Source organism: Brevundimonas sp. S1H14 (genome assembly GCF_047716865.1).
Lineage (GTDB): Bacteria > Pseudomonadota > Alphaproteobacteria > Caulobacterales > Caulobacteraceae > Brevundimonas > Brevundimonas naejangsanensis.
The window spans coordinates 2,266,338-2,284,344 of sequence record NZ_CP136679.1; the positions used below are offsets into that span (position 1 = coordinate 2,266,338).

The 18,007-nt window shown below is 67.8% G+C and carries 22 protein-coding genes; 7 read left to right on the forward strand and 15 right to left on the reverse strand.

Annotated elements, in window-relative coordinates; translation table 11 throughout:
- From RSD66_RS11110 to crcB, 4 genes are read right to left on the reverse strand one after another with little or no spacing between them, the layout of a single operon-like run.
- Nucleotides 1-762: an ATP12 family chaperone protein gene (locus RSD66_RS11110; protein WP_415287782.1), complete on the reverse strand. Its 762-nt coding sequence runs from the start codon at nucleotides 760-762 to the stop codon at nucleotides 1-3.
- Between the two features lie 9 nt (nucleotides 763-771).
- Nucleotides 772-1,446, reverse strand: a complete 675-nt coding sequence (locus RSD66_RS11115; RefSeq protein ID WP_024353951.1) for an HAD-IA family hydrolase — start codon at nucleotides 1,444-1,446, stop codon at nucleotides 772-774.
- A complete protein-coding gene (locus RSD66_RS11120; RefSeq protein WP_415287783.1) occupies nucleotides 1,443-2,438 on the reverse strand; it encodes an RluA family pseudouridine synthase in 996 nt (331 codons plus the stop codon). Before RSD66_RS11120 ends, RSD66_RS11115 begins: the two co-directional genes overlap by 4 nt.
- Nucleotides 2,435-2,833: a fluoride efflux transporter CrcB gene (crcB, locus tag RSD66_RS11125; protein ID WP_415287784.1), complete on the reverse strand. Its 399-nt coding sequence runs from the start codon at nucleotides 2,831-2,833 to the stop codon at nucleotides 2,435-2,437. Before crcB ends, RSD66_RS11120 begins: the two co-directional genes overlap by 4 nt.
- Nucleotides 2,834-2,876: 43 nt before the next feature.
- On the opposite strand from crcB, the gene RSD66_RS11130 reads away from it, so the two are divergent.
- Nucleotides 2,877-3,314, forward strand: coding sequence for a DUF2214 family protein (locus tag RSD66_RS11130; RefSeq protein WP_415287786.1), 438 nt, complete (start codon nucleotides 2,877-2,879; stop codon nucleotides 3,312-3,314).
- 3 nt (nucleotides 3,315-3,317) lie between these two features.
- Here the strand turns inward: RSD66_RS11130 and RSD66_RS11135 are convergent, their stop codons facing one another.
- From RSD66_RS11135 to RSD66_RS11155, 5 genes are all read right to left on the reverse strand, one after another.
- On the reverse strand, nucleotides 3,318-3,812 hold the full coding sequence (locus tag RSD66_RS11135) for a CC0125/CC1285 family lipoprotein (protein ID WP_024353947.1): 495 nt from the start codon (nucleotides 3,810-3,812) through the stop codon (nucleotides 3,318-3,320).
- A gap of 78 nt (nucleotides 3,813-3,890) precedes the next feature.
- Nucleotides 3,891-4,616: an RluA family pseudouridine synthase gene (locus tag RSD66_RS11140; protein WP_415287787.1), complete on the reverse strand. Its 726-nt coding sequence runs from the start codon at nucleotides 4,614-4,616 to the stop codon at nucleotides 3,891-3,893.
- A 60-nt stretch (nucleotides 4,617-4,676) separates the two neighbouring features.
- Nucleotides 4,677-5,117, reverse strand: a complete 441-nt coding sequence (locus tag RSD66_RS11145; RefSeq protein ID WP_233551861.1) for a hypothetical protein — start codon at nucleotides 5,115-5,117, stop codon at nucleotides 4,677-4,679.
- Nucleotides 5,118-5,192: 75 nt separating this feature from the next.
- Nucleotides 5,193-5,612 (reverse strand): hypothetical protein, encoded by a 420-nt coding sequence (locus RSD66_RS11150; RefSeq protein ID WP_415287789.1) that lies wholly within the window; start codon nucleotides 5,610-5,612, stop codon nucleotides 5,193-5,195.
- Nucleotides 5,613-5,735: 123 nt separating this feature from the next.
- Complete coding sequence (locus RSD66_RS11155) at nucleotides 5,736-7,046, reverse strand: replication-associated recombination protein A (RefSeq protein WP_415287791.1); 1,311 nt, start codon at nucleotides 7,044-7,046, stop codon at nucleotides 5,736-5,738.
- Nucleotides 7,047-7,113: 67 nt separating this feature from the next.
- On the opposite strand from RSD66_RS11155, the gene RSD66_RS11160 reads away from it, so the two are divergent.
- Entirely contained in the window at nucleotides 7,114-7,533 is a 420-nt protein-coding gene (locus RSD66_RS11160; RefSeq protein WP_415287792.1) for a VOC family protein, read from the forward strand.
- A 202-nt stretch (nucleotides 7,534-7,735) separates the two neighbouring features.
- Here RSD66_RS11160 and RSD66_RS11165 read toward each other — a convergent pair whose 3' ends face one another.
- The 3 genes from RSD66_RS11165 to RSD66_RS11175 all read right to left on the reverse strand — a co-directional run bounded on the left by RSD66_RS11165 (nucleotide 7,736) and on the right by RSD66_RS11175 (nucleotide 11,766).
- Nucleotides 7,736-9,124, reverse strand: a complete 1,389-nt coding sequence (locus RSD66_RS11165) for a Do family serine endopeptidase (protein ID WP_024353941.1) — start codon at nucleotides 9,122-9,124, stop codon at nucleotides 7,736-7,738.
- 95 nt (nucleotides 9,125-9,219) lie between these two features.
- Nucleotides 9,220-10,461 carry a TCR/Tet family MFS transporter gene (locus tag RSD66_RS11170; protein ID WP_415287793.1) on the reverse strand — a complete coding sequence of 414 codons (1,242 nt, stop codon included), beginning with the start codon at nucleotides 10,459-10,461 and terminating at the stop codon, nucleotides 9,220-9,222.
- A gap of 69 nt (nucleotides 10,462-10,530) precedes the next feature.
- The gene (locus RSD66_RS11175) at nucleotides 10,531-11,766 is read right to left on the reverse strand and encodes an ectonucleotide pyrophosphatase/phosphodiesterase (RefSeq protein ID WP_415287794.1); all 1,236 of its coding nucleotides are present in this window, start codon (nucleotides 11,764-11,766) and stop codon (nucleotides 10,531-10,533) included.
- A 106-nt stretch (nucleotides 11,767-11,872) separates the two neighbouring features.
- Between RSD66_RS11175 and RSD66_RS11180 the strand changes: the two genes are divergently transcribed.
- Nucleotides 11,873-12,772 (forward strand): ABC transporter ATP-binding protein, encoded by a 900-nt coding sequence (locus RSD66_RS11180; RefSeq protein WP_119412453.1) that lies wholly within the window; start codon nucleotides 11,873-11,875, stop codon nucleotides 12,770-12,772.
- Entirely contained in the window at nucleotides 12,769-13,632 is an 864-nt protein-coding gene (locus RSD66_RS11185; RefSeq protein ID WP_415287795.1) for a hypothetical protein, read from the forward strand. The genes RSD66_RS11180 and RSD66_RS11185 overlap by 4 nt, the downstream gene beginning before the upstream one ends.
- 21 nt (nucleotides 13,633-13,653) lie before the next feature.
- Here RSD66_RS11185 and RSD66_RS11190 read toward each other — a convergent pair whose 3' ends face one another.
- Genes RSD66_RS11190 through RSD66_RS11200 form a run of 3 tightly spaced genes read right to left on the reverse strand, consistent with a single transcriptional unit; the run spans nucleotide 13,654 to nucleotide 15,639 of the window.
- Nucleotides 13,654-14,127, reverse strand: a complete 474-nt coding sequence (locus tag RSD66_RS11190; protein WP_415287797.1) for a GNAT family N-acetyltransferase — start codon at nucleotides 14,125-14,127, stop codon at nucleotides 13,654-13,656.
- On the reverse strand, nucleotides 14,124-14,681 hold the full coding sequence (locus tag RSD66_RS11195; protein ID WP_415287798.1) for an NADPH-dependent FMN reductase: 558 nt from the start codon (nucleotides 14,679-14,681) through the stop codon (nucleotides 14,124-14,126). Before RSD66_RS11195 ends, RSD66_RS11190 begins: the two co-directional genes overlap by 4 nt.
- A 1-nt stretch (nucleotide 14,682) precedes the next feature.
- A complete protein-coding gene (locus RSD66_RS11200) occupies nucleotides 14,683-15,639 on the reverse strand; it encodes a LysR substrate-binding domain-containing protein (protein WP_415287800.1) in 957 nt (318 codons plus the stop codon).
- Between the two features lie 126 nt (nucleotides 15,640-15,765).
- Here RSD66_RS11200 and RSD66_RS11205 point away from each other — a divergent pair, with 126 nt between their 5' ends.
- The 3 genes from RSD66_RS11205 to RSD66_RS11215 are packed head-to-tail and all read left to right on the forward strand — an operon-like array spanning nucleotide 15,766 to nucleotide 18,005.
- The gene (locus RSD66_RS11205) at nucleotides 15,766-16,638 is read left to right on the forward strand and encodes a pirin family protein (protein ID WP_119412352.1); all 873 of its coding nucleotides are present in this window, start codon (nucleotides 15,766-15,768) and stop codon (nucleotides 16,636-16,638) included.
- Nucleotides 16,639-16,698: 60 nt separating this feature from the next.
- On the forward strand, nucleotides 16,699-17,595 hold the full coding sequence (locus RSD66_RS11210) for a pirin family protein (protein ID WP_415287802.1): 897 nt from the start codon (nucleotides 16,699-16,701) through the stop codon (nucleotides 17,593-17,595).
- Between the two features lie 14 nt (nucleotides 17,596-17,609).
- Nucleotides 17,610-18,005 (forward strand): OsmC family protein, encoded by a 396-nt coding sequence (locus RSD66_RS11215; RefSeq protein ID WP_415287803.1) that lies wholly within the window; start codon nucleotides 17,610-17,612, stop codon nucleotides 18,003-18,005.
- The last annotated feature ends 2 nt before the right edge of the window (nucleotides 18,006-18,007 follow it).

Here is an 18,007-nt window from a genome sequence, read left to right on the forward strand (position 1 = left end):
TCAGCGTAGCGCCTCAAACCACCGCTGCAGTAAGGCCGCCTCGGCGCGGTGAGCAGCGGTGCGGGCAGCCGCCTCCTCGTCCACGCCCCAACGCTCCTCAGTAAAGGCTTCGTCCAGACGCGACAGGTCCAGCGCCGCCTCGCCCGCCAGCGCCCCGCGCTGCACAGCCAGCCCCAGCACTGCCGACCCGAACAGCGGCACGGCCGTCGCCAGCCCGGTCAGGGCGAAGTCGTCCATCGCCAGCGCCAACGCCTCGACCCGCGCCAGAGCCTGCGGAGCCTGCGGGCGGTGGATGATGCCCTCTACCGTATGCAGTTCGACGCCCAGCTCACGCGCGGCCCAGTCGCGCCACGGGCCCCACTCCGTCTGCTGGCGCTCGATCAGCCCCGACGGCGTCTCGGCCAGATAGCAGAGCACGTCCGACCCGGCGTAACGCGCGATCTCTTCAGCCACCGGCCCGCGGGTCCGGCTGACCCGGTCAATGGCGGTCGAGGCCAGGCGGGTGGCGGGCATGGTGGCGGGCATCAGGTGCTCGCCCTGTGCGTTCCATTCGTCCGCCACCAGCCGCGCGGCGGCCTCGGTCGGCAGGACGATGGCGTTTCCGGCAGGCGTCTTGGGCGCACGACCGTCCAGCAGGACGATCCAGCCGCCGTCGCGGGCCTCGGCGTTGGCGCTCTTCCAGAAGCGCTTGATGCGCTCCTCGGATTCTCGAAAGCCCTTCTGGGCGGCGACGTTGGGGTCCAGCGAGGGAATATGGGTCATGACGGACTTCTAGGCGAACAGCTTGGTCGAGGCGAACCGATCCAGCGCCGCCTCCAGGTCAGGAAAATCAACGGCGATATGCAGAGCGCCCGCGTCGGCCTGCTCCTCAACCGTATGGAAGCCCCAGCCGACCCCCAGCGGGTGCACCCCCGCCGCCACGGCCATCGCGATGTCGTGGCTGGTGTCGCCGATCATGGTCGTAGAGGCCGCATCCGCGCCGCAGGCGGTCATGGCGGCGCGCAGCATGGCCGGGTCCGGCTTGCCCGGCCCGTCCTCGGCGCAGTGGCTGGACAGGAAAAGGTCGCTCCATTCGGGCCGCGCCAGGTTGCGGGCGACGCCGCGCCGGTTCTGACCCGTCGCCAGCGACAGCCGCCAGCCGTCGCGCTTCAACCGCCGCAGGGTGTCCATCACGCCGGGATAGAGCGGCTCCTCATGACCCGCCTCATACATGGCCCGGAAACTGGCCTGAAAGGCGGCGACGAAATCCGCCAGTTCAGCGTCCGTCAGCGACGGCTCAAGCACATGCAGGGCGTGATGCAGGCTGAGGCCCACGATCTGACGCACCCGATCGTATTCCGGCTCGGGCAGGCCCAGCACCTGCGCCGCCTCGCAGGCCGCGCGATAGATGGAGGCCCGGCTGTCGACCAGCGTGCCGTCGATATCGAAAACGGCGAGCGGCCTCATCGCATCCGCCGCACGCCCTCGAAGGGATCCTCGTCGGCCTCGTCCTCGGAGAAGCCGAAGTGGTTGAAGCCGGCCTTCATCTCGGGGCTCAGCGGCGCCTCGACGATCAGCTTGCCGCCGCCGGGGTGGTCCAGCTCGATGCGGCGGGCGTGAAGCTGCAGCTTCAGCGGGCCGGACAGTTCGCGGGACCTGTCGTCGCCGTATTTGGGATCGCCCAGGATGGGATGGCCGATGGCCGCCATGTGGGCGCGCAACTGGTGCGTCCGGCCGGTAAAGGGGCGCAGCGCCATCCAGGCGGCGCGGTGGGCGGCGCGGCTGATCGTGGCAAAGGCCGTTTCGGCCGGTTCGCCCTTGGGGTCCTTGGGCTCGGCCGGGCGCATCATCTCGAAGTCGTTGATGCCCGTCTTCTTCAGAGCCATGTCGATCTGGCCCGCCGAAGGCTTGGGGTTGCCGATGACGATGGCCCAGTAAGTCTTTTTCGCCTGACGACGGGCGAAGGCGCCCGCCAGGCGCTTGGCCGCTTCCGGCCCCTTGCCCAGCAGCAGGACGCCCGAGGTGTCGCGGTCCAGACGGTGAACCAGGCGCGGGCGCTCCATCCCCTCGCCCCAGGCCGACAGCAGGCGATCGACGTGCTTGGTCGTCTTGGTGCCGCCCTGCACGGCCAGACCGTGCGGCTTGTTCAGGGCGATGACCATGTGATCTTCATAAAGCACCAGCGACTTGGCGTAGGCGATGTCGCGCTCGGTCAGTTCATGCAGGTCGCCGGGCTTGCGCGGATTGGCGTCCGGCAGCGGCGGCACGCGCACGGCGGCGCCCGCGGTCAGGCGATCCTGCGGCTTGACGCGCGAGCCGTCAACGCGGATCTGGCCGCTGCGGGCCATCTTCTCGACCTGGATATGGGTCAGGTGCGGCCAGCGTCGCTTGAACCAGCGATCCAGGCGGATGTCGTCTTCATCCTCGGCGACATAGAGGGTCTGGACTTCGCGGCTCATGCGCCCACTCCGGTAAACAGTTTGCGCGCGATCATCAGGCCGACGAACAGGGCGGCGATGGCGAGAACCACCGAACCCGCCGCATAAACCAAAGCCGGGACGATTTCACGGCGTTCGATCATCAGGGCCGTTTCCAGTGAGAAGGCGGAAAAGGTCGTGAAGCCGCCCAACACGCCGACGGCGGCGAACAGGCGAATGCTCTCCTGTCCCGCCCCCGCCTTAAGCGCCAGCCAGCCGGCCAGCAGTCCCATCAGCAGGCCGCCCGCGACATTGACGGTCAGCGTCGCCCACGGCCAGGCCGCGCCCGGCGCCAGGCGACCTGCCGCCAGGCCCAGACCATAGCGCGCCATCGCCCCCAGGCCGCCGCCGATCGCCACCAGCAAGAAACGTGTCATGCTGGCGGCATATACTGTTCCGACCCCATTTGCGAAGGCCGCCATGCACGACCTTGTCCTCGCCATCCTGCATCACCTGCTGTTCCTGGGCCTGATCGTCATGCTGGCGTCAGAGCTGGCGCTGCTGCGCACCCCCGAACCGCCGGTGAAGCGACTGGCCAGACTGGACGCGGGCTATGGGGTCACAGCCCTGCTGATCGTTCTGGTCGGGGTGGGACGGGTGATGGGCGGCAAGGGCTGGGCCTTCTATGAAGCCAACCCCTTCTTCTGGGCCAAGATCGCGACCTTCGCCCTGATCGGCCTGATCTCGATCCGGCCGACGTTGCTGATCCTGAAATGGCGCAAGGCAGGGAAGACCGCCCCCGGCTATATTCCACCACAGGCCGAACTGACCGCCGCCCGGCGCGCTATCGGGCTGGAGATTCTGCTGCTGATCCCGCTGCTGGCCTTCGCGGCCGCGATGGCGCGCTGGCTCTTCTAGGACTTACAGGCGCGGACGAATCGCGTCCTGCACCCCGCGCGCGTCATAGGCTTCCCGGCGATCCGGGCGCTGGCCGCGCCCCATAACGACCTCCAGCGTCGTCGAGGTCGGCTGTGGTCCGCTGAGGTCGAAGCCGAGGCCCACGCCGACGCCCGAGGTCGACCATCCGCCGTAACGGCCGGAACTGGCGCCCACCGACACGCTGGGACGCACGCCGCCCGCGCTGTCGGGACGACCGTCGATCCAGCGCTGCGTCACCTCGAACCAGTCGTAGCCCTGCTCGACCGTCAGTTGGGCGGCGCGGAACAGGGCCATGTCCGCCACCGGACCGGGCGCGCCCACGCCCTTGTAAGTCACGCGGAAGCGGTCGCGCTCGATCTGTTGTTCGGAATAGCCCTGCCCGTTCGGCCCCATCTGCTGGCCATAGGGCGCCAGGCTGGCGCAGGCGGTCAAGGCCAGGGTCGAGGCGGCGATCGTGACGATGGCAAGGCGTTTCATGCGCGTGTCTCCCACGCCCGAACAGCGCGCGGGCGAGCCGGATTGTTCCGCCATGAAGCTGAACAGGGGATGAAGCGCCTAAAGCCCCCCTGCGTCGCGCAGGGCGACGAAATCTTCCGGCTCCGGCGCCTCGACCGTCACGCGCCCGCCGTCCGGGTGGGGAAAGCTCAGCTTCGCCGCGTGCAGCATCAGGCGCGGCGCCGCGCGCCCGGCGAAGGTCAGGGCGCCGCCATAGCGGACGTCGCCGACCAGAGGACGCCCGATGGAGGCCATGTGGACCCGAAGCTGGTGCATCCGTCCCGTCTCCGGCGACAGTTCGACCACCGCCCCGTCCTGACTGGAGGCCAGGGTGCGATAGCCGCTGGCGGCCCCCTGCGCGCCCGGCGCATCGAAATCCACGACCCGCATATAGCTTTCACGGCCGATCTCCTCGCGACGCAGGGCAGAGGTGATGCGACCGGACTTGGGCTCCGGGGCGGCCGCGACCAGCGCCAGATAGGTCTTCTGGAACTTGCGCATCTGCATCGCCTTGCCGAAGAAACCGGCGGCGGGCTTGGTCTTGGCGGCCAGAATGACGCCAGACGTGTCGCGATCCAGCCGATGCACCAGCTCGGGCCGCTTGCCGTTGGATCGGGCGAAAGCCCACAGCAAGTCGTCCAGCGTATGCGCCTGAATGCGGCCGCCCTGACTGGACAGGCCCGAGGGCTTGTTGAAGGCGATCAGATGCGCGTCTTCATGCACCACCCAGGAACGGACGGCGGCGATCTCTTCTTCGGTCAGGGAAACAGGCTGGCGGGTCTTCACCCGCCGAGCCTTTAGCGGAGCAGACGGCGCTTCGCCATGCCTCTCAGGAGATCAGGCCCCTCAGCGGATCAGACCCTTGCGGCGCGCCCAGTGGGCATAGGCGATCTGGATGACGAAGACGGCGGCGACCGCCACGACAGAGGCCAGCCCCGCAGCACCCAACACCTCGCGCCCATTGCTCAGCGCCAGCACATAGACCGAGTGCGCCAGCATGGCGATCAGGCCCGCGACGAAGGCGTTGAACGCCAGCTTGCGCCGCAGCAACAGCATCAGCGCCCCCAGCAGACCGCACCACACCGCCACGCCGAAGGCCACGTCCGTCCACATCGGCGCCGAGCGCAGATAGAAGACCTGCTCCATTGTCAGAGCGCTCCAATAGGCCTGCGCGCCGGTCACCTTCTGGTACCATTGCCAGACACCGACGCCGTTCCAGAGCACCGAGGCCACAGCGATGGCCCACAGGTGCCACGGCGCCGTCGAGCGCTTTGAAATATCGACCATCATTCTTCCCCCAGAGCCTTGAGCGCCGAAAACTACGCCGAAATAGGCCGCCGCAACAAGGGCTTCGGCCGCGCCTCAGACGATCACGCGGCACCGACCCATCCAGGCGCAATAGGCGGTCTGGGCGATCAGGACAGCGATGATGACCAGGCCGAACGCCACGCCGACCGGCCCCATGATCTCGCGCCCATTGCTCATGAAATGGATGTAGGCCGTGTCCGCCAGCATGGCGATGAGCGCCACGGCGAACACCAGCGTCGCCTGTCGCCGTCGCAACAGCAGCAGCACCGCCGCCAGCAGCCCGCCCCAGAAGGCGATCCCGACCGCGACATCGGTCCACAGAGGCACGGCGCGCAGATAGGCGGCCTCGGCCGGGGTCATGCCGGCCCAATAGGCTGGATCACCCGTCACCTGCAGCATCCACTGCCAGACGAAAAGCGCATTCCACAGGAAGGACAGCACGCCGACCAGCCACACATGCCAGGGCGTCGACATACGTCGCACAACATCGACCATAGCCGCCTCCGCAGTTGGGAGGTTCAGCTTACGCTCCTAAGATACGCACAACAATGAACGCTGTTCACCGACCGCCGAAGGCATTGCGCGGGCGGTAGACGCCTATGCCTTGTCCGCCTGCATCCGCGCCCGCATCGCCGCCCAGCGTTCCAGGCGCGCCTTGACCTTCTCTTCGTGGCCCTCCCCTTTGGGTTTGTAAAAGGTGCGGCGCTCCATCTCGTCAGGGAAGAAGTCGGCGCCGGAGAAGCCCTCGGGCGTGTCGGGGTCGTATTGGTAGCCCTTGCCGTAGCCCAGCGACTTCATCAGCCTGGTCGGGGCGTTGCGGATATGGGCGGGCGGCATCAGGGAGCCGGTCTCGTGAGCGGCGCGCTTGGCCGCCTTAAAGGCTTCATAGACCCCGACCGACTTCGGCGCCGTGGCCAGGTGGACGACCGCCTGGGCCAGAGCCAGCTCCCCCTCGGGCGAGCCGAGGAAGTCGTAGGTATCCTTGGCCGCATTGGCGACCAGGATGGACAGGGGGTCGGCCTGACCGATGTCCTCGACCGCCATGCGCACGATCCGCCGCGCCAGATACAGGGGGTCCTCGCCCCCGTTCAGCATCCGCGCCAGCCAGTAGAGCGCCGCGTCCGGGTCCGACCCGCGCACCGACTTATGCAGGGCGGAGATGAGGTTGTAGTGCTCTTCGCGCGACTTGTCGTAGGCGGGTGCGCGTTTCTGCAGCACGCCCGCCAGGGCCTGCACGTCCAGCGGCTCGACGTCCGTCAGATCGAACAGCACCTCGGACATGGTCAGCAGATAGCGGCCATCGCCGTCCGCCAGCGCCAGCATGGCCTGCCGCGCCTCTGGCGTCAGCGGCAGGGACTTGCCCATCAGCGCCTCGGCCCGGTCCAGCAACAGATCCAGCGAGGCGTCGTCCAGCCGCTTCAGCACATAGACCTGGCTGCGCGACAGCAGGGCGCCGTTCAGCTCGAAGCTGGGGTTCTCGGTCGTGGCGCCGACCAGGGTGACGATCCCCTCCTCCACGAAGGGCAGAAAACCGTCCTGCTGGGCGCGGTTGAAGCGGTGGATCTCGTCCACGAACAGCAGGGTCTGCTGCCCCGCCGCCCGACGCATCCGCGCGGCTTCAAATGCTTTTTTCAGGTCGGCGACGCCTGAGAAGACGGCGCTGATCGACTGGTATTCATAGCCCGCCGCCTTCGCCAACAGGCGGGCGATCGTCGTCTTGCCCGTGCCCGGCGGACCCCACAGGATCATGGAGCCGAGGCGCCCGGCCTCGATCATGCGACGGATCGGCCCGCCTTCGCCCAACAGGTGGTCCTGACCCACCACCTGATCGAGCGCCTGCGGGCGCAGACGGTCGGCGAGCGGCGCGTCGGGAGGATGAATGCCGGAAGCTTCGAACAAATCAGTCATGGAACGCTCTAGATAGGCGTTCGTTCGGGCGACTGCACCCGCTACAACGCCTCCAAGGAGGAATCGCATGACAGAACCCAAGGCTGAACAGGGACCGCGCGGCGGGGTGACGCCCCATCTGACCATTCCCTCGCGTGGCGCCGCCGCAGCGATCGAATTCTACGCCCGCGCCTTCGGGGCCGAGGAAGTCATGCGGATGCCCGCCGAGGACGGCGAACGTCTGCTGCACGCCCATCTGCGCATCAATGGCGGCAGCCTCATGCTGGCTGACGAATTCCCAGAATGGACCGGCGAGGCCGACATCAAGCCGGTCGGCGTCAGCCTGCATCTTCAGGTCGACGACGCCGACGAATGGTGGGGCCGCGCCCTGGTCAACGGCGCGATTCCGGTCATGCCGCTGGAGGACCAGTTCTGGGGCGACCGCTACGGCCAGGTCCGCGATCCGTTCGGACACCTGTGGAGCATCGGCGGACCGCAGAAGGGGTAAGACCCCGCCGCCGTCAGCGTCAGAACACGCGCGCGCCTCTCCCTCCCCTTCATGGGGAGGGAGGCTGAGGCCGCAGGCCGAAGACGGGTGGGGGCGGCTAGGCTAATCAAGCGCCGCGCCCTCATCACCGAGCCCTCCCCACCCGGTCGCTTCGCGACCACCCTCCCCATGAAGGGGAGGGAGAAACGCGGTGTCGGTTTCCTTACGGCAAGCGGCCCGTCAAACGGCGGCCGCCGCGAACGATGGTCAATTCCGAGCCCCGCTGCGCGCGGCCGAGGGCCGAGACCGAGGTCACGGCACGGCCGTCCACCTGCACCACCAGATCGTTGGGACGCAGACCGATGCGGGCCGGGACGCTGTTACGCTGCAAGCCCGTCACCACCACGCCGCTGGTAAAGGGATCGCCGCCCAGACGGTCGGCCAGCGCAGGGTTCAGCGCCACGCCCTGAAGTCCGGCCAGCGCCCCCTGCCCCACGACCGTACCCTGTCCCGGATCAGCATCGCCCGGCAGGGTCGAGACGCGGGCGTTCAGCGTCTGGGTCCGGCCGTCGCGCAGCACCGTGACGGCGACGGAAGCGTTGGGCGACTTGGTGCCGACACGGAAGTTCAGGCCGCCCTGGTCATTGACCTCTGCGCCGTCGATGGCGGTGATCACATCGCCCTGCTGGATACCTGCGCGCGCGCCCGGCCCGCCGGCGTAGACGTCGGTGACCATCAACCCTTGCGGCCGCTCAAGGCCCAGACTGCGGGCGATGTCGGCGCTGACCGTATCGCCCTTGACCCCCAACCAGGCGCGCTCGACCGCTTTGGCGCCGCCGACAGCCGAATCCACCACCCGCTTGACCATGGCCGCAGGCACGGCGAAGCCGACGCCGCTGGACGAGCCCGAGCGCGAGAAGATGGCCGTATTGATGCCGATCAGTTCGCCGTCCATATCGACCAGGGCGCCGCCCGAGTTGCCCGGATTGATCGGCGCGTCAGTCTGGATGAAGGAGCCGGAATCGCTGATGCCCGTCTCGGTGCGGTTCAGGGCCGAGATGATGCCGTTGGTCACCGTCTGGCCGACGCCGAACGGGTTGCCGATGGCCAGCACGAGATCGCCGACCTGCTGCTGTTCCTGATCGTCGATCCGCAGGACCGGCAGGTCGCCGTCCAGGTTCTCGAGTTGCAGCACGGCGATGTCGGACCGCTCGTCCGCCAGCAGCACCTTGGCCGGATATTCGCGCCGGTCGTTCAGGGTGACGCGGATCTCCTGCATGTTCTGGATGACGTGATTGTTGGTCACGACGATCCCGTCCGGACGCACGATCACGCCCGAACCGATGGAGCCGGTCACGCGCGACTGCGGCCCGCCCCCGAACAGTTCAAAGAAGGGATCGCGCACGCGCTGGACGCCTCGCGCCGAAATATTCACCACGGCGGGGGCGGCCTCGCGCACCACGGGGGCGAAGCTGGTCTTCAGCGAACCGGCGTCGCGCGGGGCGACGCGGGGCTGTTCGGCGAAGACGCCTTCCTGCGCCTTGGTGGGCTGCGGCTGGCCGCAGGCGGACAGGATCAGGGCGGCGGCGATGGCCAGTCTGGAAGTCTTCATCTCGTCCCGGTTCTACAAGCTTGGGCGTTGCATCCATTCCGCCTCGGCTTTTCGACAGGATCAAGGCCGTCGTTCGATCCGGGGCGCGGCGGCGATCAAACGGACGTGACCTCGTCCCGTTCCGCCCGGCGCGCGGTCAGGAAGCCGATCAACGCCCCGAGCGCCAGCACGACGGAGGCCAGATAGAAGGCCAGCCCCGGATTGGGCCCCAACATCCCCTCGCCCACCGACACCGAATAGATCCAGCCGAAGAACAGGGGCGAGGCCACGCCGGCGATGGAGGCGACGCTCATGTTGGCGCCCTGCAGCTGGCCCTGTTCGCTCTCGCCGACGCGGCGGGTCATCAGGGACTGAAGCGTCGGCATGGCGAGGCCCCACAGGGCGTTGGGGAACATGGCGACGATGAAGGCGACGCCCGTCGGCGCCCAGCCCATCAGTGCGATGCCCACAGCCCCGCCGCACAGGCCGAAGATCATGGTCGCTCGGTCCCCGAACCGCTTGGACGCCGGGCCGACCAGCACGCCCTGAACGATCATGTCCAGCACCCCGACCATGGCCAGCAAGGCCCCGACCTGCCACGGCCCCCAGCCGTAACGCAGCCCGGCGTAAAGGACGAAGACCGCCGAAAACACGTGGTGGGCGAAATAGAGCAGGAAGTTCACGACCGCGAGGCCCGCCAGCTCGGCGTGACGCTTCAGCAGGATCATGGCGCCGATCGGATTGGCGCGGCGCCAGCTGAAAGGCATCCGCTTCTCGGGCGCCAGGCTCTCCGGCAGGATGAACAGGCCGTACAGGAAGGCCAAGCCCGATAGGGCCCCTGCCACCCAGAAGGGCACGCGCGGTCCGAACTCGCCCAGGAAGCCGCCCAGCACCGGCCCCAGCACGAATCCGCCCGAGAAGGCCGCGCCGATCAGCCCATAGGCGCGGGCGCGTTTTTCCGGCTCGGTGATGTCGGCCATATAGGCGTAGATGGTGGTGAAGCTGGACGAGGTGACGCCCGCCACGAGTCGCCCGACCGCCAGCCACCACAAGTTCGGCGCCAGCGCCATCAAGACATAATCCGCCGCCAGCCCGGCGCAGCTGATCAGGATGACCGGGCGGCGCCCGTACTGATCCGACAGCGAGCCGATCACCGGCGAGGCCAGGAACTGCATCCCCGCCCACAGGGCCACAAACACGCCATTCAGCAGGCCTGCCCGCGCGTTCGACCCGACAAACTCCTCGATCAGATGCGGCAGGACCGGAATGACGATCCCCATCGCCACGATGTCCAGCACCGCCGTCACAAGGATGAAGGCGATCGCCGCACGGCGGACCTTGGGGATATGCAGGGACATGGATGCTCGCGGAGGTGGAGCGCCGTTCTACTCTGCTGCCCTTTTCCAGCCCATACCTCGATCAGTCGCTCAGCGCTGCGTCACCGGAAGCGTATCGTTCGGGTCACCGTCGCCCCGCGGTGCCGTCACGCCCAGCAGGCGGGCCAGGAAAGGCTGGACGTCGACGCTGTCCAGGTTCTGCAGCCGCCGCCCTGCAATCACGCCCGGACCGTGGGCGATGAAGATCGCCTGCATCTCGGGGGCGGCGTTGTCATAGCCGTGGGCGCCGCCGGACCGGGTGACCGGGCGCGCCTTAGTCGCCAGCAGCCAGCCCGGCTCGGACGCGCAGACGATGGCCGAGACGCGCGGGTTCGAGCCCAGCGCCAGCCGCGCCGGAATCTCGCTCTTGCGCCAGCAGTCCAGATGAGGGCGCGAGCCCAGCAGCGCCTGCTCCACCTCGGCCTCACGGCCCTCGACCGGATTGAGGAAGGCGACTGCGCCCGAATAGACGATCTGCACGGCAGCCGGATCAATGATGTCGTCCAGCACGGTGACGCGGTCCGGCGAGGTCGCCGCCATGCCGTGATCCGACACCACCACCAGCACGGTGTTGTCATACAGACCCCGCGCCTTCAGTCCCTCCACCAGACGCCCGATGGAGGCGTCGACCGAGCGCATCGCTTCCAGCGTCTGCGGCGCATCCGGGCCGTGGTTGTGACCCATGGTGTCGACGATATCGAAATAGAGGGTGGTCAGGACCGGGCGCTGGGCGGCGGGCAGGTCCATCCAGGCCAGCACCTGATCGACGCGGATGTCGCCCGGCATCGACTGGTCGAAAGGCATCCAATAGCTGGGACGCACCCCGCGAATGTCAGCTTCGGAGCCCGGCCAGAACATGGTGGCCGTCTTCACGCCCTGCCGCTCGGCCGAGACCCAGATCGGCTCGCCCTGATCCCACCAGCGGCGGTCGGTGACCGCCTGCTTGTTGCTAAGCGAGAAGCGGCCCAGTTCGGCGTCGACCATATTGTTGCCGACGATGCCGTGATGATCGGGATGCAGGCCGGTGACGAGTGTGTAGTGATTAGGGAAGGTCACGCTGGGGAAGGACGGCTTCATCGGCCCCGACGCCCCCTCGGCCGCCAGCTGCGCCAGCACCGGCGTCGCCCCGCGCTCCAGATAGTCCGCGCGGAAACCGTCGATGGAGATCAGGATGACGTTCGGCGCCTGAGCCGTTTCGACCGGCGACGGGGGCGGCGTAGTGGCGCAGGCAGCGACGGCCAGCGTCAGGACGGCGGCGCGCGCCAGGCCGAACAGACGATCAAACATGAGGAACTCCCGGAAACCGACTTTCTCGCGAATATTGCCTAAGCTTAATCCACAACAGACAGAAGACGGCTTGCCGGTTTTTCAACTCCGGGCCACGCTCCCATCCATGACCAGCGTTATCGAAACGAACGGCCTGACCAAGACCTATGGCGCGGTGCGCGCCCTTGACGGCCTCAGTCTCAGCATACCGCGCGGCGGGGTCTATGGCGTGCTGGGGCCGAACGGCGCTGGAAAGTCGACGCTATTTCGCATCCTGCTGGGCCTGATCCGGCCCACGGCGGGCGAGGTGCGGGTCATGGGCCAGCCGACCGGCGATCCGGCTGTGACCCGTCGCATGGGCTCGATGATCGAGACGCCGCGCTATCCGCCCTATCTTACCGCGCGCCAGGCCCTGCGCTGGCTGGCGCTGGCGCACGGAATGGGCGCTGACGCAGAGACCGACCGCTGGCTGGATCGGGTCGGCCTGTCCGAGGCGGCCGACCGCAAGGTGCGCGGCTTCTCGGTCGGCATGATGCAACGGCTGGGCGTCGCCGCCGCCCTGATGACCCGGCCCGATCTGGTCATCCTCGACGAACCGACCAGCGGCATGGACCCGCCCGGCATCCAGGAAATGCGCGCCCTGATCCGCAGTCTGGCCGACGACGACGGAGTGACCATCATCCTGGCCAGCCACCAGCTTCTGGAGGTCCAGCGCGTGTGCGACCGCGTCGCCATCCTGAACCGGGGCAAGCTGGCGGCCGAGGGCAGGGTCAGCGACCTGACCGCGTCGGGCGAGCGTCTGCGCCTTTCCGCCACGCCCCTGGCCAAGGTCATGGCCGTGCTGGGCGAGCGGGGCAGCGTTCAGGACGACGCCGTCATGGCCGCCGTTCCCCGCGCCGAGGCCCCTGCCCTGCTGCGCGCCCTGATCGAACAGGGCGTGGACATCGACGAGGCCCGCTGGGTCGGCGCCGATCTGGAAAGCGTCTTCATGACCGAAACCTCTTCCGCCGAGGGAGGCCGCCCATGATGCTGGCCGACGCCATCCGCGCCGAAACCTGGCGCCTGCTGCAGAACCGCACGGCGGTGTTCTGGAGCGTCGTTTTCGTGCCTCTGATCTCGCTGGCGCTGGCGACCGCAAGCTTCCTGTTCATTCGGTCCAAGATGGACGGGGCGATGCAGACCCTGCCGGTTGAACTGAAACTGACCGCCAGCGCCGTCGATCTGGGCCAGTCGCTGGTCGATGCGGCGGGCGGTCTGGCCAACCCCGGCGTGCTGGCCTTCCTGTTGATCGGCGCGGCTACCGTCTTCGCCGGCGACTACCGCTGGGAGACCTGGCGGTTGATCACGGCGCGCAACACCCGGCCGAACCTGATCATGGGCAAGGTAGGCGCGGTCAAGCTGATGACCCTGACCGGGTTGATCCTGCTGTTGATCGCCGGCATGGGCGCCGAAGTCGCCAAGGGCGTGATCTTCGGGCGCAGCTTCGCCTTCGGCTTCGGCGGCGAACAGGCGCAGGCGTTCGGCCTGCTGGCGCTGCTGTCCTATGTGCGGGTGGTGCAGTTCCTGTTGCTTGGCCTGCTGGCGGCGACAGTGACGCGATCCCTGCTGGCGGCGCTGTTCGTGCCTCTGGTCATCGGCGTCGGCCAGTTCTTCCTGGCCAAGCTGAGCCCCCTGTTCGGCTGGCAGATGGGCGACTGGGCGACGATGCTGCTGTTGCCCGGCGACGCCTTCGAAGTGCTGAAGGTTCTGATCAAGGGCGGCATGGAAGCGGCCCTTGTCCCCACAGGCGCCGTCTGGCGCGCCATCACGGGACTGGCGCTATGGAGCTTCGGCCCCTTCCTTCTGGCCCTGGCGTGGTTCCAGCGACAGGACCTGTCGAAGGAGTAGGCGCCAAGGATGAGCGCTGGTTCAGGCCAGCCCCTTCTCCATGAAGACGTCAGCCCGGACATAGGGCGTGTCGCGTGGCGGCAGGCGGACGAAGCCGACGCTGTCATAGAGCGCCAGAGCCGGGCCGAGCGTCGAACTGGTCTCCAGATAGAGGCGATGCGCCCCCGCCTCGCGGGCCGCCGCCTCGCAGGCGTCCAGCAGGCGCCGCGACAGCCCCTGACCCCGCGCGGACGGCGCAATGGTCATCTTGGCGACCTCATAGCCGCCGTCGTCCATCGCCATCAGGGCGCAGCAGCCGACGGCCTGCCCCGCCTGCTCGACAAAGAAGATGCGCCCGCCCGGCCTCAGGATCTGGCCTTCAGGATCGCCCAGCACCTTGCGGTCCTTGGCTTCGATCGCGAAGCCGCCCTCGGCCAGCCAGGCTTCGTTCAGGGTGCGCCAGGCGTCGCGATGGTCCGGGCGATAGGCGACAATGACGAAGGCTTCCCCGCTCATGCCGAAGCCCCCCGACAGTGGTCCGCAAAACCGGCGACGAAGGCAGTCAACCGTCGGCGCGTATCCGCGTCGATCAGACGGCCCTCGGCGTCAAAGGCGTCGCCCGCGCGTGTGACCATCACCCTTGCCCCGAACCACGGCGCCGCGCCCAGGGTGCGCAACACCGGCAGCCAGGCGGCCTGGCTCATCAGCGTCCCGAACGGTCCGGGCGAGGCGCCCAGCACCGCCACCGGCCGCCCGCCGAACACCCGACCGATGTCTGAACTGGGCCGACTCAGCCAGTCGATGGCGTTCTTGAACGGTCCGGGGATGGAGTTGTTGTATTCCGGCGTGAACAGCATCAACCCGTCGCAACCGGCGATCAGATCCTTCAGCGCCACCACGGCCTCGGGCAGGCCCTGCTCGGCCTCCAGGTCGCCGTCATAAAGAGGGATGCCGTGGATGGTCGCGGCGATCAGCTCCACATCTGCGGGCGCCGTCTCCTGCGCCGCGCGCAGCAGGGCGCTGTTGTAAGAGGCCGCCCGCAGGCTGCCCGACAGTCCGACCAGACGCATTTCAGTCCTTCGTCTCCGCTAGCGTCGCCGTATCGGGCGACGACAGCCTTTCGCCGTGAATTTGCTGCTCGGCGCAACCCTCGACCAGAAAATCCAGCAGCATGCGCACCGAAGGCAGCAGCCCCCGCCGCGACGGGAAGACCGCGTGAACGATCCACTTCTTCGGCCGCCAGTCCGGCAAGAGGTCGATCAGCCGCCCCGCCTCCAGGTCGCGCATCACCGCCACGCTGGGCAGCAGACCCACGCCCAGGCCGTTCAAGGCGCCTTCGTGCAGCATGTGCAGGTCGTCGGTGACCAGACGCGGCGCATGACGCACTGACGCCGTCATGCCTTCCTTATGATGCAGGGCCCAAACATGATCGCGATGCGCCGGGCCGAAATCCACGCTGGGCCAGCCTGCCAGATCGGCCGGACCGGTCGGCGCTCCCATGCGGGCGATCAGGTCCGGGCTGGCGACCAGGCGATGCACGCTTTCGTCCAGTTTACGCATGACCAGATCGGTCTGCTCCAGCGGCGGCTCGCGCACGCGGATGGCCAGATCAAACCCTTCGCCGATGACGTCCACCCGACGGCTGGTGCTGTGAAGCTGCACCTCCAGCTCGGGATACAGGGCCATGAAGCGCACGATCAGCCCGCTCATCTGATAGGTCAGCAAGCCCGGCGCGCAGGCGACGCGGATCGTGCCGCACGGCTCGGACCGGGCGCCGTCGATCAGGGCCTGCGCCGCCTCGGCCTCGACCAGCATGGCGAGGCAGTGCTGGTAATAGGCCTGACCGATCTCGGTGACGGAAAACTTGCGCGACGAGCGCTGGATCAGCCGCGTGCCCAGTTGGTCTTCCAGCGCGGCGATGCGGCGGCTCAGCTTGGATTTCTGCATCCCCAGCGCCCGCGCCGCCGGGGCGAAGCCGAGGTGATCCACCACCTGCACGAAGTAATAAAGGTCGTTGAGGTCTCTCATCGTCCTATTGATAGGACGCAGCGAGGCGATTTCGCAATCTGTCCCTGTCGGCGTTCCAGCGTCATAAAGTCTTCAACGCGATCGGCCCTGCCCCCAGCGGCCGATCCAACGAATGGAGACAAGACCATGAAGAAGGTTCTGGGCCGTTACGGCAACGACCGCGGCCATTGGGTCGGCGACGGCTTCCCCGTCCGTTCGCTGTTTTCCTACAACGCCGTGGGCAAACAGGTCAGCCCCTTCCTGCTGCTCGACTACGCCGGTCCCTACAACTTCGAGCCGACGACCGAGCGGCGCGGCGTGGGCCAGCATCCGCACCGCGGCTTCGAGACCGTGACCATCGTCTATGATGGCGAGGTCGAGCATCGCGACTCGACCGGCCAGGGCGGAATCATCGGCCCCGGCGACGTCCAGTGGATGACGGCGGGCGGCGGCATCCTGCACGAGGAGTTCCATTCTCCGGCCTTCTCGCGCACCGGCGGCCCCTTCCGCATGGTTCAGCTGTGGGTCAACCTGCCCGCCAAGGACAAGATGACCCGTCCCGGCTACCAATCGATCCTGAACGCCGACATTCCGACCGTTTCCCTGCCCGACAATGCGGGGACCGCGCGGATCATCGCCGGCGCGATGGAGGGCTCGAAAGGCCCGGCCACGACCTTCACTCCCATCAATGTGTGGGACGTGCGGCTGAACCGGGACGCCGAGACGACGCTGGATCTGCCCGAAGGCCACACGGCCATGGTGGTGGTTCTGTCGGGTCATGTCACCGTCAACGGCGACCAGCCCGCGGGCGCCGCCGAGGCCCTGCTGCTGGACCGTCAGGGCGCCGGCGTGACCCTGAGCGCCGATGCGGACACGACCCTGCTGATCCTGACCGGAGAGCCGATCGACGAGCCCATCGTCGGCTACGGCCCCTTCGTGATGAACAGCGAGGACGAAATCCGCACCGCCATCACGGACTTCAACAGCGGCCGCTTCGGCGACATCCCCGCCGCAGCGTGACACACTGAGCAACAGGCGGCCCGGCCATCGCCGGGCCGCCGCCCTTTCAAGGAGGCCCCCATGATCGAACTCATCATCGACCAGCGCCGCAAGGACCTCGGCGGCTTTGAAGTCGGCCGCGTCCTGCCCTACGCCAAGCGCCGCATGGTCGGCCCGTTCGTCTTCTTCGACCACATGGGCCCGGTCGACATGCCCGCCGGTATTCCCAAGACGGTCGACGTGCGCCCGCACCCGCACATCGGCATCTCGACGCTGACCTATCTGTTCGACGGCGAGATCACCCACCGCGACAGTCTGGGCGTCCAACAGGACATCCGCCCGGCCGAGGTCAACTGGATGACCGCCGGCAGCGGCGTCACCCACTCCGAACGCTTCGAGCGGGCGCGGATGGAGGGCCTGCGTCTTGAAGGCATCCAGGCCTGGATCGCCCTGCCCAATGGGCAGGAAGAGATCGATCCGTCCTTCCAGCACGTCGTGCCCGGCGACCTGCCGACCTGGATCGAGAACGGCGTCAAAGGCCGTCTGGTCGCGGGTGAAACGATGGGCATGAAGGCCGGCGTCAGCACCTTCTCTCCCCTGCACTATATGCATCTGGAGCTTGAGCCCGGCGCCCGGTTCCAGACCCCGAGCGACCATGCCGAAAGCGCCGTCTACGTCGTTCAGGGGCTGGTCGAGATCGACGACAGCAGGCCCGTAGGCCACGGCCAGATGGCGGTGCTGTCCAAGGGATCGCCATCGGTCATCCACGCCCTGCAGCCGACCACCGTCATGGTGCTGGGCGGCGAGCCGGTAGGCGAGCGTTTCATCGAGTGGAACTTCGTTTCCTCGTCGCAGGACCGGATCGAACAGGCCAAGGCCGACTGGCGCGCCGGGCGCATGAAGCTGCCCGACATGGACGATCAGGAGTTCATCCCCCTGCCGCCGGACCGCACGCCGCCTCCCCCGCCCATGTCCTGATCGGAGTCGTCATCATGGCTATCGCACACGCCAACATCGGCGCCGCCCGCTATCGGACCGCCATCCGGACGGGCGGCGACCTGCAACACCAGTTGATCGCCGACGAGCCGCAAAGGCTGAACGGAGACGATCAGGGACCTGCGCCTTTCGACCTGCTGATCTCGGCGTTGGGGGCCTGCACGGCCATCACGCTGAAGATGTACGCCGAGCGGAAGGACTGGCCGCTGGAAGCGCTCGACGTTCAGCTGGAATATCTCGGCGGCGAAAATCCGCCCCGGATCGAGCGAGTCCTGACGCCTGTCGGTCCGCTGGATGACGCCCAGCGCGCGCGCCTGGCCGATGTGGCCGAGCGCACGCCGGTGACCCTGGCGATCAAGAACGGCGTCCCGGTCAATACAAGGCTGGCGTAAGG

Bases quoted from the DNA above. Each gene is read 5' to 3' on its own strand.
- RSD66_RS11110 (WP_415287782.1), bottom strand. From the start codon at position 762: ATGACCCATATTCCCTCGCTGGACCCCAACGTCGCCGCCCAGAAGGGC.
- RSD66_RS11115 (WP_024353951.1), bottom strand. From the start codon at position 1,446: ATGAGGCCGCTCGCCGTTTTCGATATCGACGGCACGCTGGTCGACAGC.
- RSD66_RS11120 (WP_415287783.1), bottom strand. From the start codon at position 2,438: ATGAGCCGCGAAGTCCAGACCCTCTATGTCGCCGAGGATGAAGACGAC.
- crcB (WP_415287784.1), bottom strand. From the start codon at position 2,833: ATGACACGTTTCTTGCTGGTGGCGATCGGCGGCGGCCTGGGGGCGATG.
- RSD66_RS11130 (WP_415287786.1), top strand. From the start codon at position 2,877: ATGCACGACCTTGTCCTCGCCATCCTGCATCACCTGCTGTTCCTGGGC.
- RSD66_RS11135 (WP_024353947.1), bottom strand. From the start codon at position 3,812: ATGAAACGCCTTGCCATCGTCACGATCGCCGCCTCGACCCTGGCCTTG.
- RSD66_RS11145 (WP_233551861.1), bottom strand. From the start codon at position 5,117: ATGGTCGATATTTCAAAGCGCTCGACGGCGCCGTGGCACCTGTGGGCC.
- RSD66_RS11150 (WP_415287789.1), bottom strand. From the start codon at position 5,612: ATGTCGACGCCCTGGCATGTGTGGCTGGTCGGCGTGCTGTCCTTCCTG.
- RSD66_RS11155 (WP_415287791.1), bottom strand. From the start codon at position 7,046: ATGACTGATTTGTTCGAAGCTTCCGGCATTCATCCTCCCGACGCGCCG.
- RSD66_RS11160 (WP_415287792.1), top strand. From the start codon at position 7,114: ATGACAGAACCCAAGGCTGAACAGGGACCGCGCGGCGGGGTGACGCCC.
- RSD66_RS11165 (WP_024353941.1), bottom strand. From the start codon at position 9,124: ATGAAGACTTCCAGACTGGCCATCGCCGCCGCCCTGATCCTGTCCGCC.
- RSD66_RS11170 (WP_415287793.1), bottom strand. From the start codon at position 10,461: ATGTCCCTGCATATCCCCAAGGTCCGCCGTGCGGCGATCGCCTTCATC.
- RSD66_RS11175 (WP_415287794.1), bottom strand. From the start codon at position 11,766: ATGTTTGATCGTCTGTTCGGCCTGGCGCGCGCCGCCGTCCTGACGCTG.
- RSD66_RS11180 (WP_119412453.1), top strand. From the start codon at position 11,873: ATGACCAGCGTTATCGAAACGAACGGCCTGACCAAGACCTATGGCGCG.
- RSD66_RS11185 (WP_415287795.1), top strand. From the start codon at position 12,769: ATGATGCTGGCCGACGCCATCCGCGCCGAAACCTGGCGCCTGCTGCAG.
- RSD66_RS11190 (WP_415287797.1), bottom strand. From the start codon at position 14,127: ATGAGCGGGGAAGCCTTCGTCATTGTCGCCTATCGCCCGGACCATCGC.
- RSD66_RS11195 (WP_415287798.1), bottom strand. From the start codon at position 14,681: ATGCGTCTGGTCGGACTGTCGGGCAGCCTGCGGGCGGCCTCTTACAAC.
- RSD66_RS11200 (WP_415287800.1), bottom strand. From the start codon at position 15,639: ATGAGAGACCTCAACGACCTTTATTACTTCGTGCAGGTGGTGGATCAC.
- RSD66_RS11205 (WP_119412352.1), top strand. From the start codon at position 15,766: ATGAAGAAGGTTCTGGGCCGTTACGGCAACGACCGCGGCCATTGGGTC.
- RSD66_RS11210 (WP_415287802.1), top strand. From the start codon at position 16,699: ATGATCGAACTCATCATCGACCAGCGCCGCAAGGACCTCGGCGGCTTT.
- RSD66_RS11215 (WP_415287803.1), top strand. From the start codon at position 17,610: ATGGCTATCGCACACGCCAACATCGGCGCCGCCCGCTATCGGACCGCC.